The sequence below is a fragment of the Sphaerisporangium dianthi genome, from assembly GCF_042654065.1.
Taxonomy (GTDB): Bacteria; Actinomycetota; Actinomycetes; order Streptosporangiales; family Streptosporangiaceae; genus Sphaerisporangium; species Sphaerisporangium dianthi.
In genome coordinates this window covers 1-15,684 of sequence record NZ_JBHSFP010000047.1, presented here as the reverse complement: position 1 = coordinate 15,684, position 15,684 = coordinate 1, and the positions used below count along the sequence as shown (strand labels likewise).

At 73.8% G+C, this 15,684-nt stretch carries 12 protein-coding genes; all 12 read right to left on the bottom strand.

The genetic code is table 11. The annotated features are described in order from the left end of the window. Window positions 1–102: 102 nt before the first annotated feature. A complete protein-coding gene (locus tag ACFO60_RS37420; protein ID WP_380851025.1) occupies window positions 103–813 on the bottom strand; it encodes a YggS family pyridoxal phosphate-dependent enzyme in 711 nt (236 codons plus the stop codon). Between the two features lie 177 nt (window positions 814–990). Beyond that, entirely contained in the window at window positions 991–2,442 is a 1,452-nt protein-coding gene (gene ftsZ / locus ACFO60_RS37415; protein ID WP_380851022.1) for a cell division protein FtsZ, read from the bottom strand. 155 nt (window positions 2,443–2,597) lie between these two features. Then, window positions 2,598–3,347 (bottom strand): cell division protein FtsQ/DivIB, encoded by a 750-nt coding sequence (locus tag ACFO60_RS37410; RefSeq protein WP_380851019.1) that lies wholly within the window; start codon window positions 3,345–3,347, stop codon window positions 2,598–2,600. Further along, a complete protein-coding gene (gene murC / locus ACFO60_RS37405; RefSeq protein WP_380851016.1) occupies window positions 3,344–4,753 on the bottom strand; it encodes a UDP-N-acetylmuramate--L-alanine ligase in 1,410 nt (469 codons plus the stop codon). Before murC ends, ACFO60_RS37410 begins: the two co-directional genes overlap by 4 nt. Continuing rightward, entirely contained in the window at window positions 4,750–5,841 is a 1,092-nt protein-coding gene (gene murG, locus ACFO60_RS37400) for an undecaprenyldiphospho-muramoylpentapeptide beta-N-acetylglucosaminyltransferase (protein ID WP_380851013.1), read from the bottom strand. Before murG ends, murC begins: the two co-directional genes overlap by 4 nt. Next, entirely contained in the window at window positions 5,838–7,208 is a 1,371-nt protein-coding gene (ftsW, locus tag ACFO60_RS37395) for a putative lipid II flippase FtsW (protein ID WP_380851010.1), read from the bottom strand. The genes murG and ftsW overlap by 4 nt, the downstream gene beginning before the upstream one ends. Further along, window positions 7,205–8,602: a UDP-N-acetylmuramoyl-L-alanine--D-glutamate ligase gene (murD, locus tag ACFO60_RS37390; protein ID WP_380851007.1), complete on the bottom strand. Its 1,398-nt coding sequence runs from the start codon at window positions 8,600–8,602 to the stop codon at window positions 7,205–7,207. Before murD ends, ftsW begins: the two co-directional genes overlap by 4 nt. A gap of 85 nt (window positions 8,603–8,687) precedes the next feature. After that, window positions 8,688–9,746, bottom strand: coding sequence for a phospho-N-acetylmuramoyl-pentapeptide-transferase (gene mraY, locus ACFO60_RS37385; RefSeq protein ID WP_380851004.1), 1,059 nt, complete (start codon window positions 9,744–9,746; stop codon window positions 8,688–8,690). Further along, window positions 9,743–11,116: a UDP-N-acetylmuramoyl-tripeptide--D-alanyl-D-alanine ligase gene (locus tag ACFO60_RS37380; RefSeq protein WP_380851001.1), complete on the bottom strand. Its 1,374-nt coding sequence runs from the start codon at window positions 11,114–11,116 to the stop codon at window positions 9,743–9,745. Before ACFO60_RS37380 ends, mraY begins: the two co-directional genes overlap by 4 nt. A 108-nt stretch (window positions 11,117–11,224) precedes the next feature. Further along, window positions 11,225–12,742, bottom strand: coding sequence for a UDP-N-acetylmuramoyl-L-alanyl-D-glutamate--2,6-diaminopimelate ligase (locus ACFO60_RS37375; protein WP_380850998.1), 1,518 nt, complete (start codon window positions 12,740–12,742; stop codon window positions 11,225–11,227). A 41-nt stretch (window positions 12,743–12,783) separates the two neighbouring features. After that, a complete protein-coding gene (locus ACFO60_RS37370; RefSeq protein ID WP_465269899.1) occupies window positions 12,784–14,466 on the bottom strand; it encodes a peptidoglycan D,D-transpeptidase FtsI family protein in 1,683 nt (560 codons plus the stop codon). Window positions 14,467–15,230: 764 nt separating this feature from the next. Beyond that, window positions 15,231–15,684: cell division protein FtsL (gene ftsL, locus ACFO60_RS37365; RefSeq protein ID WP_465269898.1), on the bottom strand; the 454-nt coding region annotated here is incomplete at its 5' end.

Genomic DNA, 15,684 nt, shown 5'->3' with positions numbered 1-15,684 from the left:
GCTACTTCGTCCTCCTCATGGTCGCCGCACCCACCGCACCTCAAGGCACCGCTGTCGACCTCTGCTCGGATACGCGGACATCAAGGTCCACTCGGGGGGACATTACCTGACGAAGGGCTTCCGGCGACCGAGCAACGCCGTACCGACACGCACGAGTGTGGAACCGCGGGCTATCGCGTGATCGAGATCTCCGCTCATGCCCGCCGAGATCACCGTCGCTTCCGGATGATCCACCCGCAGATCCGATGAAAGTTGCGCGAGCCGGGCGAAAGCCCTGTCTGGATCGCCACCCAGCGGGGCGACGGCCATCACGCCGCCGAGGACCAGCCCCTCGGACGCCGCCACCGTCTCGGCCAGCGCCGCGAGGCCCGCGGGGACGACGCCGCCCCGCGCGGGATCGTCGTCCAGCGCCACCTGCACCAGGCAGGTGACCCGCCGCCCAGCCCTGACGGCCTCGCGGCTCAGCGCCTCGGCCAGCCGGGGGCGGTCGACCGAGTGGACCACGTCGGCGTACGACACCACCGACCTGGCCTTGTTGGTCTGGATCTGGCCGACGAAGTGCCAGGTCAGCGGCAGGTCGGCGCAGTCGAGGGCCTTGGGGCCGGCCTCCTGGTCGCGGTTCTCGCCGACGTCGGCGACCCCCAGCTCGGCAAGGATGCGCACGTCGGAGGCGGGATAGGTCTTGGTCACCGCGACAAGGGTGATCTCGTGGCGGGCGCGCCCGGCGGCGGCGCAGGCGGCGGAGACGCGGCGCTCGACCTCGGCGAGGCCGGCCGCGATCTCGTCGCGGCGCGCGGTGTTCGGGTTCTTCACAAGGGGGTTCGATCACTTCGAAGGGTCGGGACGCACGGCGGGCCGGACGCCCGCGGGAGCCCGGCGGCGCGCGGAGCGGGCGCCGCGCCCGCACGGGACACGGCCACCGCCGAGCTGAGGAAGCGAGAGACACGTGCCGCCGCTCCCCTCGAGAGGGGAAGGCGGCACGTGCCGGGCTCACTTCAGGAAGTCAGGGACGTCCAGTTCCTCTTCCTGCTCTTCGAAGACCACCGGCCGGCGCCGGGCGGGCTCGGAGACGCGGGAAGTGATCGGCGTCGGCGGCTCGGGAGCGGGCCGCGGGATCGACACCGGCCCCTGGGCCTGCTGCTCGCCGTGCGCGGACTGGCCCCCCTGCGCGGCGGAGGCGGCCTGCCCGCCGTGGGCAGACTCGGCCGAGGCCGGCTCGCGGGTGAACGGCGTGGCGGGCGGAGCGGCCGCCGCGGCCGATGCCGCCGATGAGGCCGTGTCGGCGGCCGGAGCCGGCTCGGGCACCGCGGCCGGCTGCGCCGAGGGCAGCGGGCGCACCGGGGCGGGACGCTGCTCGGCCCGCGGCGGCTCGCTCTTGGACGAGTGGAAGGCGGAGGCGGCCTGGCGGGACGGCTGGACGGGCGCCGCCGGGGCCGCCGCGGGCCGCGACGGCGGCTGGGTGCGGGCGGCGGGCTGGGCCGCGGGCTTCTCCGGCGCGGGCTCGTCGAACCCGGCGGCGATCACCGTGACGCGCACCTCGTCTCCGAGGGCGTCGTCGATGACCGTGCCGAAGATGATGTTGGCGTCGATGGCCGCGGCGTTGGACACCAGCTGGGCGGCCTCGTTGATCTCGAACAGGCCGAGGTCGGAGCCGCCGGCGATGGACAGCAGCACCCCGTGGGCGCCGTCGATGCTGGCCTCCAGCAGCGGGCTGGACACCGCCATCTCGGCGGCGGCGACCGACCGGTCGTCGCCGCGCGCGTGACCGATGCCCATGAGCGCCGAGCCCGCGCCGGACATGACCGACTTCACGTCGGCGAAGTCCAGGTTGATCAGGCCGGGCGTGGTGATGAGGTCGGTGATGCCCTGCACACCGGACAGCAGCACCTGGTCGGCCGCCTTGAAGGCGTCAAGGACGCTCACCTGGCGGTCGGAGATCGACAGCAGGCGGTCGTTGGGGATCACGATGAGGGTGTCCACCTCGTCGCGCAGCGTCTCGATGCCGGCCTCGGCCTGCATCGCCCTGCGCCGCCCCTCGAAGCTGAAGGGCCGGGTCACGACACCGATGGTCAGCGCCCCGAGCGAGCGGGCGATGTTGGCGACCACGGGCGCGCCGCCGGTGCCGGTGCCGCCGCCCTCCCCCGCCGTGACGAAGACCATGTCGGCCCCCTTGAGGACCTCCTCGATCTCCTCGCGGTGGTCTTCGGCGGCCTTGCGCCCGACCTCGGGATTGGCTCCCGCGCCGAGGCCGCGCGTGAGCTCGCGGCCCACGTCCAGCTTGACGTCGGCGTCACTCATCAGCAGCGCCTGGGCGTCGGTGTTGATGGCGATGAACTCGACGCCCTTGAGTCCCTCCTCGATCATCCGGTTCACGGCGTTGACTCCGCCGCCGCCGATGCCGACGACCTTGATGACCGCGAGGTAGTTCTGCGGTGCTGCCACGACGAGGGGCCTTTCCGCTCGTTTACTTGCATTACGTGAAGCCCGAAACGGTGCCGGACCTTCTTGTTTAACTCTCACCCTCAAGTTGAGATTTAGAGTTATGTCAACCTGAGGAATGATACGGACAGTAGGGTTGCCCCTCCCTATGGGTCAACTCACCGCGCCGCAAGCTCGTCCGGCGTGTCGCGCCCTGTCCCTTTCGCTCCTGCGGGAGCCCCCTGCGGCCGCGGAGCCCGTGACTCGACCGTCACCACTTCCGGTGAGCTGACGTCGTAGGCGTCGGCCCGGCGTCGCAGCAGCGTGAGCGCCACGCGGGCCTTGTCCTTGGTCCGGTCGGCCCCACCCCACATGATCGTACGGCCGTCGTCCAGACGCAACGACACGTCCTGTGTCGTCGTCGCGCGGATCGTGCGCACCATGCGGCGAAGCTCACCCGGAAGTCCGGCGGCGACCCCGAGCGCGGCCTTGGTGGCCGGGTCGCCGGGACCGAAGCGGTCGAGCTGCAGCGCCGGCAGCCCGGACGGCGCGGTGTCCCTGACCTCGATCACGACGCCGTGCCGGTCGACCACGTCGGCCCTGCCCGCCGCGGGGACCACGGCGACCGGCCGGCGCTGGACGACGCGGACCTTCAGCGTGCCCGGCCAGTTGCGCTCGACGCTCACCGACTCGATCTGCCGCAGCGCGGCGACGCGCCGGCGGACCTGCTCGAGGTCCACGGTCGCGAGCGGCTGGCGGTCGGGCACCGCGGCCGCCCGCCGGACCTGGTCGGCGGCGGGCCCGGCCGCGCCGGAGACCGCGACGCGCTGGACGCCGAGGACGGGCGAGAAGAACACCAGCCATGCGGCGGCCCCCACCACCCCGAAGGACAGCAGGACGACGAAGGCGGTGCGCCACGCCGGGCTCACCGCGAGGCGAGCTCGGCGACGATGTGCGGCCCCAGCTCGGTCACGTCGCCCGCGCCCATGGTGAGCACGATGTCGCCGGGACGTGCCCGCTCGGCCACCATGGCCGCGACCGCGGCGCGGTCGGGCGCGTAGGCGACCCGCTCGGCGGGCAGGGGCACCTTGCCCGCCACCAGCGCGCCGGAGACGCCCGGCTCGGGGTCCTCCCTCGCGCCGTAGACGTCGAGCACGATGGCCTCGTCGGCCAGGCCGAGCGCGGCGCCGAACTCGTCGGCGAAGAATCGGGTGCGGGAGTACAGGTGGGGCTGGAAGACCGCGATCACCCGGCCGGAGGGCCCGGAGAACGTCGCGACGACGTCGCGCGCGGCGCGCAGGTCGGCGGCCAGCTCGGTCGGGTGGTGGGCGTAGCTGTCGAAGACCGCGACCCCGGCGGCCTCGCCCTTGGCCTCGAACCGGCGCTTGGCCCCGGTGAACGCGGCCAGCCCGTCGCCGAACTCGTCGAACGGCACGCCGAGCTCCTCGGCGACGGCCAGGGCGGCGGTGGCGTTCAGCGCGTTGTGCCGCCCCGGCACGACCAGCCGCACGTCCCCCATGCCCTCCACGGAGAACACGACGCCGAAGCCGTCGGGGGCGATGCCGGTGACGCGGAAGTCGGCCCCCTCGGTCTCGCCGTAGGTGCGCACGCGCAGGCCCCTGGCCCTGGCGAGCGGGATGAGCGCCGCGGCGCCCGGGTCGTCGGCGCAGACCACAAGGACCGAGCCGATGCGCTCGACGAAGCGGGCGAAACTGTCGTACACCGCCTGCGGGTCGCCGTAGTTGTCCAGGTGGTCGGCCTCGACGTTGGTCACCACGGCGATCTGGGGGGCGAGCATGAGGAAGGAGCCGTCGCTCTCGTCGGCCTCGGCCACGAAGACCTCGCCCGCGCCCTCGTCGGCGCCCAGGCCGGTGGTGACGAGCTGGCCGCCCACGCAGTACGACGGGTCGCGCCCGCACTTCTGCAGGGCGACGGTGAGCATCGAGGTCGTGGTCGTCTTGCCGTGGGTGCCGGCGACGGCGATGCCCGCGCGCCCGACCATGACGGCGGCCAGCGCCGCCGCCCGGGGGATGACGCGCAGCCCCTGGCGCAGCGCCTCGCCCAGCTCGGGGTTGGAGTCGCGGATGGCGGTGGACACCACGACGGTGTCGACGTCCTTGATGTGGGAGGCGGCGTGGCCGACGTGCACGACGGCGCCGAGCTCGCGCAGCTCGGTGACGAGCTGGGAGCCGCGGGCGTCGCTGCCGGACACCGCCACCCCGCGCTTGAGCAGGATGCGCGCGATGCCGGACATGCCGGCGCCCCCGATGCCGATGAAGTGGACGCGTCCGAGATCTGTGGCGGCGACCGGTTCGATCAGCTTGACCAGGTTCATCGGCGGCCTCCGGCGGAGATGACGTTCATCACCTTGCGAGCCAGCACCGTGTCGGCGTCCTTTCGCCCTATGCGTGAGGCTGCGTCGGACATCTGCACCACCCGTTCGGGGTCGCGCAGGATCGGCAGCACATGCTGGATGATCCAGTCGGCGGTCAGGTCCGCGTTGTCCACCATCAGCCCTCCGCCGGCCTCCACGATGGGGGCGGCGTTGAGCTTCTGCTCACCGTTGCCGTGCGGCAGGGGGACGTAGGCCGCCGGCAGCCCGACGGCGGTCAGCTCGGCGCAGGTCATCGCCCCGCTGCGGCACAGCACGAAGTCGGCGGCGGCGTAGGCGAGGTCCATGCGGTCGACGTAGGGCAGCACCACGTACTGCGGGTCGCCCGGCGGCGGCTCCTCGACGACGGAGTTCTTCGGGCCGATGACGTGCAGCACCTGGACGCCGGCCTGGCGCAGCACGGGCGCGCTGGCCAGCGCCGCCTCGTTGATCGCCCGCGCGCCCTGCGAGCCGCCGAACACCAGCAGCGTCGGCCGGTCGTTCTCGAGCCCGAAGTAGGACCTGGCCTTGTCGCCCGTGGACAGCCGGTCGAGCATGACGATCTCGCGGCGCAGCGGGATGCCGACGTACTCGGCGTGCGGCAGCGAGGCGTCGGGGTGGCCGGTGAAGACGTGCTCGGTGAGCCGGGCCCCCAGCCGGTTGGCCAGCCCCGGGCGCGGATTGGCCTCGTGCACCACGATGGGCACCCCGCGCCTCCTGGCGCCGAGATAGGCCGGCGTGGCGACGTACCCGCCGAAGCCGACCAGCACGTCGGCCTGGACGCGGTCCATGATGCCCGCGGCCGCGTTGATCGCCCCCGCCAGCCTGCCGGGAACCGTCAGCAACTGCGGCGTGATCGCGCGCGGCAGCGGGACCGCGGGCACCAGCGCCAGCTCATAACCCCGCGCGGGCACCAGCCTGGTCTCCAGCCCGCGCTCGGTGCCGAGGCAGGTTATGCCGATGCCAGGGTCCAGCCTGCGCAGCGCGTCGGCCAGCGCCAGCGCGGGTTCGATGTGGCCGGCCGTGCCGCCGCCTGCGAGGACCACCCTCATGTCGGTCCTTTCAAATCCGCGTGCCTCGATGTCGGCCTGCGCCGCTCGGGACGGCGGACCTCCGCCGGCGGGCGACCCAGGCCAAGCCAGCTTAGAGCCCTCGCCGCGGGGCCGGGTCCACGAGCGGCCAGCGCGTCGGCCGCACCGGGCTCGCGTTTGGCGAACGACAGCAACATGCCGAGCGCCGCGAGCGTGGGCAGCAGCGCGGAACCACCGTACGACACCAGGGGCAGCGGGATGCCGGTGATAGGCAGCGCGCCGATCACCGCGCCGATGTTCACGATGGCCTGACCTGCGACCCAGGCCACGGCGGCGGAGGCCGCGAGCCGGATGAACGGGTCCTTGACCCGGGAGGCGACGCGCAGCCCGGCGTACCCCAGCAGGCCGAAGAGGGCGATGACCACGAGGGTGCCCATCAGGCCGAGCTCCTCGCCGAGGATGGAGAAGATGAAGTCGCTCTCGGCGTGCGGCACCCGGCCCCATTTCTGCCTGCTGCTGCCGAGGCCGAGGCCGAACCAGCCTCCCGAGCCCATGGCGATCTGCCCCATGGCCGCCTGGTAGCCGGTGCCGGAGGCGTTGCCCCAGACGTCCAGCCACCCCTCGATGCGGTCGGAGCGGTAGCCCTCGACGCTGATCATGATGACGGTGGCCATGGTGGCCAGGGCCAGGATGCCGCCGAACAGCCGCAGCGGCGCGCCCACCACCCACAGCAGCGCGAGGAAGATCAGCATGAGCACGACCGTGGTGCCGAGGTCGCGCCCGATCATGACGAGGATGGCGATGATCGCGGTGCCGGGCATCAGCGGGAGCAGCAGCTGGCGCCACTCGATCAGCCCGCCCTTGGCCCGGCGCGCCAGCAGGTCGGCGCCCCACAGCATGAGGCCGAGTTTGGCGGGCTCGGACGCCTGCAGGGAGAACCCGCCGATGTCGAGCCATCGCTGGGCGCCCAGCTCGGTGCGGCCGATGAAGATCGTCATGATCAGGGCGATGATCGAGATGGCCATCAGCGGATAACCGGCCAGCCGGAAGAACCGGGGCGGCAGCCGCGAGCACACCCACATCAGCGGCAGGCCGATGCCGACCGACATCGACTGCTTGAGGAACCAGTAGAACGGGTCGCCCTTGAGCTGCAGCGACTTGATGCTGGAGGCCGACAGGACCATCATCAGGCCGAGCGTGAGCAGCAGGGCGCTGCAGCCGAGCAGCAGGTAGTAGGAGGTCAGCGGCCGGTCGAGCAGCTTGCCGAGCGCGGTGAGCTTCTCGTGGCCCCACCCGCGGCCCCCGCCGCCGGCGGCGCCCGCCTCGCCCGTGACGCGGTCGCCCGCGACCCTGCCGTCGGCGCCCGGGGCGATCGTGGCGTCGCTCATCGCACGCCCGAGGCCGCCAGGCGCTGGACGGCTCTCGCGAACGCCTCCCCACGGGCACCGTAGTCGGCGAACATGTCCAGCGAGGCGCCCGCGGGGGCGAGCAGCACGGTGTCCCCGGGGGAGGCCAGCCGGGCGGCTTCGGTGACGACACGGTCCATGACCCCAGTGTCTTGCCCCTCGACCTCCACGACCGGAACATTCGCCGCGTGTCGCGCCAGAGCCTCGTGAATTCGAGCCCGGTCGGCGCCCAGGAGCACGGCGCCGCGCAGCCGGCCCGCCGCCCGGCGCACCAGCTCGCCGACGTCGGCGCCCTTCAGCAGACCCCCGGCGACCCACACGACGGACGGATAGGAGGCCAGGGAGGCCGCCGCGGCGTGCGGGTTGGTGGCCTTGGAGTCGTCCACGTAGTCGACCTCCGCCACCCTGGCGACGTGGGCGATGCGGTGCGGGTCGGGCACGTGGTCGAGCAGCCCCTGCCGCACGGCCTGCGCGGGCACCCCGTACGCGCGGGCGAGCGCGGCCGCGGCCAGCGCGTTGGCCACGTTGTGCGGCGCGAGCGGGCGGACGTCGGCCAGGGTGGCGAGCTCCTCGGCGGCGTTGTCGGGATCGCCGACGAAGGCGCGGTCGACGAGCAGGTCCTCCACCACGCCGAGCTGCCCTCGCGCGGGCACCTCCAGCGTGAACCCGGCCACGCGCGGCGCGGCGCCGCCCGCCGCCGCGACGGCGGCGTACGGGGCGGCCAGGCGGGCGGACCAGGGGTCGTCGGCGTTGTGCACGACCACTCCGGCGCGCTCGAAGACGCGGCCCTTGACGCGGGCGTACTCCTCCATGGACCCGTGCCAGTCGAGGTGGTCGTCGGCGACGTTCAAGATCGCGGCGGCGTGCGGCGCGAGGGTCGCGGACCAGTGGAGCTGGAAGCTGGACAGCTCCACCGCCAGCACGTCGTAGGGCTGCTCGACGGCCTCGACGATGGGCGTGCCGACGTTGCCGACGGCGGCGGCGGCGTGCCCGGCGGCCCTGAGCATGGCGGTCAGCATGCGCACGGCCGTCGTCTTGCCGTTGGTGCCGGTCAGCGCGAGCCAGGGGGCGGCGCCTGCGGGGCGCCGCCGCCAGGCCAGCTCGACCTCGCCGATCACCTCGACGCCCCGGGCCGCGGCCTCCACCAGAAGCGGCTGGTCGGGACGCCAGCCGGGCGAGGTGACCACGAGGGCGGTGTCGTCGGGCAGCGAGCCACCGAAGCGGACCTCGGCTCCGAGCTCGGCGAGCTCGGCCGCCGCCGCCCGCTGCCGCTCTCCGTCCCGCGTCTCGACCACCACGACCCGCTCGCCGGCCCGCAGCAGGCTGCGGGCCGCCGCCATCCCCGAGACCCCGAGCCCCGTCACGACAGTGCTCATCGCGCTCGCTCCGCTCGCGCGGCGCGAGGTCGCCCTTGGGCCGCCGCTCTTGCCTCGTCGCTCACAAGCGCGCGTTCTGGTGCGGTCATCCCTTGGGCATCCACTCGACGTAGAAGAGGCCGAGGCCGGCGGCGGCGCAGAGGCAGGCGATGAGCCAGAAGCGGACCACGATGGTGGTCTCGGCCCAGCCCTTGAGCTCGAAGTGGTGCTGGAGCGGCGCCATGCGGAAGACCCGTTTGCGGGTCATCTTGAAGAACCCGACCTGGATGATCACCGAGGCGGTGATCACGACGCACAGCCCGGCCAGGATGAACAGCAGGAACTGGGTGCGGGTGGTGATCGCCAGCCCGGCCAGCACCCCGCCGAGGGCCAGGGAGCCGGTGTCGCCCATGAAGATCTTGGCGGGCGGCGCGTTCCACCACAGGAAGCCCACGAGGGCGCCGAGGACCGCTGCCGCGACCACGGCGAGGTCGAGCGGGTCGCGCACCCAGTAGCAGTTCGGGCCGAGCTGGTTCAGGCAGCTGTTGCGCAGCTGCCAGTTGCCGATCAGCACGTACGCGGCCAGGACGGCGCCGGTGGCGCCGCTGGCGAGGCCGTCGAGGCCGTCGGTGAGGTTCACCGCGTTCGAGAAGCCCACGATCATGATGAGGACCCAGATCGTGAAGACCACGATGGGGATGGAGGGCCCGAAGTCGCGCAGGAACGACAGCCGCGTCTCGGCGGGCGTGATCGAGTAGGCGTTCTTGAACTGGACCACCAGCACCGCGAAGATCGCGCCGACGACGAGCTGCCCGAGCGCCTTGGCGCCGCTGCGCAGGCCGAGGCTGCGCTGCTTGTAGATCTTGATGAAGTCGTCGAGGAAGCCGACGGTGCCGAGCCCGGTCATCAGGAAGAGCACCAGCACGGCGGAGGCCGTCGGCGGGGTGAGCGTGGCCAGGTGGGAGCAGGCGAAGCCGATGAGCGCGGCGATCACGATGACCGTGCCGCCCATGGTGGGGGTGCCGCGCTTCTCGTGGTGCCCCGAGGGGCCCTCCTCGCGGATGTTCTGCCCGTACCCCCTGCGGCTGAAGAGCCTGATCGCCAGCGGGGTGCCGAGCATCGAGAGCAGCAGCGCCACCCCGGCGGCGACGAGGATGTCCCTCATCGGGCGTCACCGCCGAGCAGGGCCTCGGCGACCCGTTCCAGGCCTTCCGCGCGCGGCCCCTTGATCAGCACCACGTCGCCGGGGGCGAGGCGGGCCGCCAGCTCGGCGGCCGCCGTGGCCGCGTCGGGCGCGTGGACGGCGGGCGCCCCCTTGGCGCCCGCGAGGACCGGCCAGGGGGCCTCCCCCACCACCCACAGCCCCGCCAGGCCCGCCCGTGCGGCGACCCGGCCGACCTCCTCGTTCAGCTCGTCGCTCTCGTCGCCCAGCTCGCGCAGGGAGGCGATCACGGCGTACTTGCGGCGGCCCTTGGCGAGCACGCCGAGGGTCTCGAAGGCGGCCCGCATGGAGTCGGGGTTGGCGTTGTAGGCGTCGTTGATCACGGTGACGCCGTCGGGGCGGTCGGTGACCTCCATGCGCCAGCGGCTGCGCGGCTCGGCGGCCGACAGCTCCTCGGCGATGGTCGCGACCGGCATGCCGAGCTCGTAGGCCGCCGCGGCGGCGGCCAGGGCGTTCTCCACGGCGTGCGCCCCGTACAGGCGCAGGCGCACCTGGGCCGTGCCGGAGGGCGTGCGCAGCGTGAAGGCGGCGCGGCCGCGCTCGTCCAGCGTCTCGTCCTCGGCGCGCACGCCCGCCTCGGGCGAGCGCCCGAACCAGCTGACGCGGGCCTTGGTGCGGTCGGCCATGGCGCGCACGAACGGGTCGTCGGCGTTGAGCACGGCGACCCCGTCGGCGGGCAGAGCCTCGACCAGTTCGCCCTTGGCCTTGGCGATCTGCTCGCGCCCGCCGAACACGCCGAGGTGGGCGGTGCCGACGTTGAGCACCACGCCGACCTGGGGCGGGGCGATGCGGGCCAGGTGGGCGATGTGGCCCTCCTCGCGCGCGCTCAGTTCGAGCACCAGAAAGCGGGTGCCCTCGTCGGCCCGCAGCACCGTGAGGGGGTGGCCGATCTCGTTGTTGTAGTTGCCGGCCGGGGCGATGGTGGGGCCCATGCGGGCGGCGAGCCGGGCGAGCAGGTCTTTGGTGGTGGTCTTGCCCGCCGACCCTGTGACGCCGACGACGGTGGCCCGAGGCAGCTCGGCCACCGTCGCGGCGGCGAGGTCGGCGAGCGCCGTCACGACGTCGCCCACCACCACGCAGGGCGCGTCCACGGGCCTGCTCGCCAGCACGGCGACCGCGCCGGCCTGGCACGCCTGGGCCGCGAAGTCGTGCCCGTCGGACCGCGCTCCCCTGATCGCCACGAACAGCGAACCCGGCTCGGCGGCGCGCGAGTCGATCAGGACGGGCCCGCGGACCACGGCGCGGGGATCGGCCATGCCCGCGAGGGCGCCCGAGGTCACCTCGGCGATCCTCGCCAGCGGCAACGGGATCATTCGTCTTCCCTACTCTCGATACAAGCTGTCCGTGCGTGTCGGGAGGGCCGGCGCCTCGCACGGGGCGCCCGGCCCGGCTTGCGCGTCAGCCTCGCACAAGCACACCGGTCACATATGGTCCCGTTTGCCGATGGCATCCGCGACCACCTGCCTGTCGTCGAACGGCAGCACCTCACCGTCGACGTACTGACCCTGCTCGTGCCCCTTGCCGGCGACGACCACCACGTCCCCCGGGCCCGCGCGGCCGACGGCCAGGTCGATGGCGGCGGCGCGGTCGGGCTCGACGATCACGTGGGCGCGCTCGCGCGGCGGCACGCGCAAGACGCCCTCGAACATGGCCGCGAGGATGCGCAGCGGGTCCTCCGAGCGAGGGTTGTCGCTGGTCAGGACGGCCACGTCGGCCAGGCGCGCCGCCGCCTCGCCCATCATCGGGCGCTTGCCCCTGTCGCGGTCGCCGCCGCAGCCGAGGACGATGATCAGGCTGCCCGAGGTGACCTCGCGCAGCGCCCGCAGCACCGACTCGACGGCCCCCGGCTTGTGGGAGTAGTCGACGATGGCCTGGAAGCCCCGCGCGCCCGGCACCCGCTCCATGCGGCCGGGGACGCCGGTGACCGTCCCCACGCCGTGCACGGCCGTCTGCAGCGGCACCCCGGCCTCGACGAGGGTGACGAGCGCCCCGAGGGTGTTGGCGACGTTGAACGGGCCGGGCAGGGCCACCGACACGTCCGCCTCGACGCCGCCCGGCCCGATCACCCGGAAGGTGCTGCCGTCGGCGCCGAGGCGCACGTCCTGGGCCCGCCAGTCGGCCTCGGCGGCGCCGGCGGCCGAGAAGGTGGTGATGGGCACCTTGGCGATGCCCACGAGCTCCCTGCCGTGCTCGTCGTCGATGTTGACGACCCCGGCGCGGCACAGCTCGGGGGTGAACAGCCGCGCCTTGGTCAGGAAGTAGTCCTCAAGGTCGCTGTGGAAGTCCAGGTGGTCCTGGGACAGGTTGGTGAACAGCGCCACGTCGTAGGACACCCCGTCGACCCGGCCGAGGGCCAGGGCATGGCTGGAGACCTCCATGGCGGCGGCGGTGACGCCGTCCTCGCGCATGAGCGCCAGCAGCCCCTGCAGGTCGCTGGCCTCGGGGGTGGTGAGCGTGGGCGGGAAGACGGTGTCGCCGACGTGGATCTCGACGCCGCCGATGAGGCCGGTGCCGTGACCGGCCGCCCGCAGGCCGGCCTCCAGCAGGAAGGTCGTCGTCGACTTGCCGCTGGTGCCGGTCACCCCCAGGAGCAGCAGGCCCGCGGAGGGCTGCCCGTACACCCAGGCGGCGACCCGCCCCAGCACCGAGCGCGGGTCGGGCACCACCAGGACCGGCACCCCGGTCGCCACCGCGGCCTCCCGGCCGGGGGGGTCGGTCAGGATCGCCACGGCGCCGCCGGCGACGGCGGCGGCCGAGAAGGCGGCGCCGTGGGCGGTGGAGCCGGGCAGGGCGACGTACAGATCGCCGCGCTGGACCTGGCGCGAGTCGATGGTGACGCCGGTCACGGCGGCGAGCGGCGCGCGAGGGCCGCCCGAGGGCGCGCCGAGCATGGCCGCCAGGCCGGAGAGCGGGCGGACCGGGCAGGCCCTTGGACGCATAGACGACGGGGGACGCACGGGCGAGAGCGTACCTTCCCCCGTCACCCGCCGGTGCTCATGCGCACCGATGGAGCGGTCGTGCCGGTCGGCGGGATCTTACGGCTCTTCAACGCGAACGTCATGACATCCTTGAACACGGGCGCGGCGATCTCCCCGCCGAAGTGGCCGTTCTCAGGAGCCTGGAGCACGGCCAGCGCCACCAGCCGGGGCGCGTCGGCGGGAGTGAACCCCACAAACGTAGCGGTATATCCGCAATACCCTCGGCAGCTTTCGTCGTACCGCATCGCGGTGCCGGTTTTACCCGCCACCCGGTATCCCTTGATGGCGGCGAGCGAGCCCGTGCTGCCCTCGGCGCTCACCGCGGCCTCCAGCATGCGGGTGATGTCCTTGGCGGTGCGCGGGGTGATGACGCGGGTTCGCGCGGCCGGCTTGGCCGGGACGAACTTGTGGTGCTTGTCGATCGTGCCCGCGACGATCTGCGGCGTGATGCGCACGCCCCCGTTGGCGATGGTCTGGTAGACGCTGGCCATCTGCAGGGCCGTCACCGAGACGCCCTGGCCGAAGGCGATGGTGCACCGCTGGCTGCCCGACCAGGCCTCCCGCTTGGGCAGCAGGCCGGCCTCCTCGCCGTAGAGGCCCGAGCCGGTCTTGGCGCCGAAGCCGAAGGACTTCAGCATGTTGTACAGCGGCTGGTCGCCGACCCTGTCGGCCACCATGATGGTGCCGACGTTGCTGGACTCGGCGATGATGCCGGTGAAGGTCAGGCTCTCGGGCGCGTGCGGGTGGGCGTCGCTGAGCAGCCGGTCGGCGCAGCGATACTTGTCTGCGACCTCGAACACCGTCTCGGGCCTGACCGCCCCGGCCTCCAGCGCCGCCGCGGCCGTGATGACCTTGTTGGTGCTCCCCGGCTCGAAGACCTCCGACACCGCGCGGTTGCCCAGCGACGGGGTGCGCTGCCATTCGTTGAGGTCCACCTCGGGGGCGTTGGCCATGGCGACCACCTGGCCGGTGCGCACGTCCATGACGATGACGCCGCCGCTGCGGGCGCCGGTGGCCTTGACCTGCTTGGCGATGGCCTCCTGGGCGGCCCACTGGATGTCGCGGTCGATGGTCAGCCGCAGGCCGCGCCCGGCGACCGGCTCCTGCTTGGTGCTGCGCGTCATGGGGATGCGCTGCCCGGTCCCGCCGGTCTCGACGGTCTGCTTGCCGTCCTGCCCGGCGAGCAGCTTGTCGTAGACGTGCTCGAAGCCCACCAGGCCGTGGCCCTCGTCCCCGACGTAGCCGATGACCCCGCCGGCGAGGCTCCCGCCCGGGTACAGGCGCTCGTAGTGCGGCGTCGCGACCAGCCCGTCGATCTTCAGGTCGAGGACCTTGGCGGCGGTGGCCGTGGGGACGTTGCCGGCCAGCAGCGTGTAGCGCGTCTTGGGCTGCGCGAGCTTCGCGGCGATGGCGCCCTTGTCGGCGCCGAGCAGCGCGGCCAGGGCGCCGGCCACCTGGTCGCGCTTGTCCGCCGGCACCTTGGTCGGGTCGGCGGAGATCTCGCGGGCCTCGACGGTCATGGCCAGCTCGTGGCCGTTGACGTCGGTGATCGGCCCCCGGCGCGCGGTCAGCGTCTCTTCGTGCACCCGCAGCGACGCGGCCTTGGCCTCGAACACCTTGGAGTCGAGCCCCTGGAGCTGGACCAGCCGCCCGGCGAACAGCGACAGCACGACGGCCATGCCCATCAGGCCGATGTTGATGCGGCGGGAGGGGTTGCCCAGGCGCAGCGGGGCCGCCGGGCGGGGCGTCCAGGTGATGCGCAGCCCCGGACGGCGCGCGGCGTCGCCGAGGTCCGACGGGCGGCCGCGCGGCGGCACCCGCCGCTGACCCTGCCTGAGCGGGCGCCCGGAACCCTCGCCTCTGGCGCCGCCCGGCCGTGAAGGCCGCCCTGAACCCTCGCCCTTGGCGCCGCCGGGCCTGATCGGGCGCCCGGAGCCGTCCGGCCGTCCACCCGGGACGGGCCGTCCACCCGGGACGCCGGAACGGCCGCCCGCCGCCTCTGGGCGGCCGGAGCCGCCCGGACGGCCGGGACCCTCGGCGCGGCCCGGACCGCCGGCCCTCTCAGGACGGCCCGGAGCGCCCGCACGACCACCGGCCGCGTCGGGACGAGCGGAACCACCGGCCCTGTCGGGGCGACCCGAACCGCCGGCACCGTCGGAACGACCTGAACCGCCGGCCCTGTCTGGACGTTCTGAACCGCCGGCCCTGTCGGGACGGCCGGTGTCGTCGGGCCGCCCGGCCTCCCCGGAGCGGCCGCCCGGCGTGTCGGGGCGCCCGGCGCCGCCGCCCGGGCGGCCGCCCGGCGCGTCGAAACGCCCGGGGCCCTCGGGGCGGCCTTGGCGGCCGCCCGAGCCGGAGCCTCGCCTGGGCCCTCCGGGGCCGCCGCGTCCTGCCGAACCGCCGCCCGGGCCGTTGCGACCGGGCCCGGAGGGACGGCCGCCGCCTTCCCTCACCGGGTCGCGACCTCCGCCTGCGCCCGCGGGTCACCGCCCGCCGGAGCCTGGCCCCGGCCGGCCGGAGCCTGGCCCTGGTTCGCCGTGCGGCCGACCTCGCGCCCCTGCGCGTCGAACTCGACGAACTGCGGCTCGCGCTTGCCCGGCTTCTCGCCGAGTTGCTCGGCGCGTTCGGCGATTCGCTGCGGCTGCGAATCCAGCAGCAGCTTGGTGCGCCTGTCCTGGGCCTCCTGGCGCAGGCGCTGGGTGGTCTTCTGCAGGTCGGTCGCCCGGAAGGAGTCCTTGGCCAGGACGGTGTTGAGCAGAAGCAGGCTCACCAGGCCGCCGCAGAGCAGCCCCACGACGAGCAGCACGAACGGCGTGCGCGGCGCGGCGCGCCTGACGGGCGCCCGCCGCGGCGACTGCACGGCCGGGGCCGCGGGACGCGCGGGCATGGGCGCGGCCTCGCGC

Bases quoted from the DNA above. Each gene is read 5' to 3' on its own strand.
- murC (WP_380851016.1), bottom strand. From the start codon at position 4,753: ATGAACCTGGTCAAGCTGATCGAACCGGTCGCCGCCACAGATCTCGGA.
- ACFO60_RS37380 (WP_380851001.1), bottom strand. From the start codon at position 11,116: ATGATCCCGTTGCCGCTGGCGAGGATCGCCGAGGTGACCTCGGGCGCC.
- murG (WP_380851013.1), bottom strand. From the start codon at position 5,841: ATGAGGGTGGTCCTCGCAGGCGGCGGCACGGCCGGCCACATCGAACCC.
- ftsW (WP_380851010.1), bottom strand. From the start codon at position 7,208: ATGAGCGACGCCACGATCGCCCCGGGCGCCGACGGCAGGGTCGCGGGC.
- ACFO60_RS37370 (WP_465269899.1), bottom strand. From the start codon at position 14,466: ATGGGCATGGCCGTCGTGCTGTCGCTGTTCGCCGGGCGGCTGGTCCAG.
- mraY (WP_380851004.1), bottom strand. From the start codon at position 9,746: ATGAGGGACATCCTCGTCGCCGCCGGGGTGGCGCTGCTGCTCTCGATG.
- murD (WP_380851007.1), bottom strand. From the start codon at position 8,602: ATGAGCACTGTCGTGACGGGGCTCGGGGTCTCGGGGATGGCGGCGGCC.
- ACFO60_RS37375 (WP_380850998.1), bottom strand. From the start codon at position 12,742: ATGCGTCCAAGGGCCTGCCCGGTCCGCCCGCTCTCCGGCCTGGCGGCC.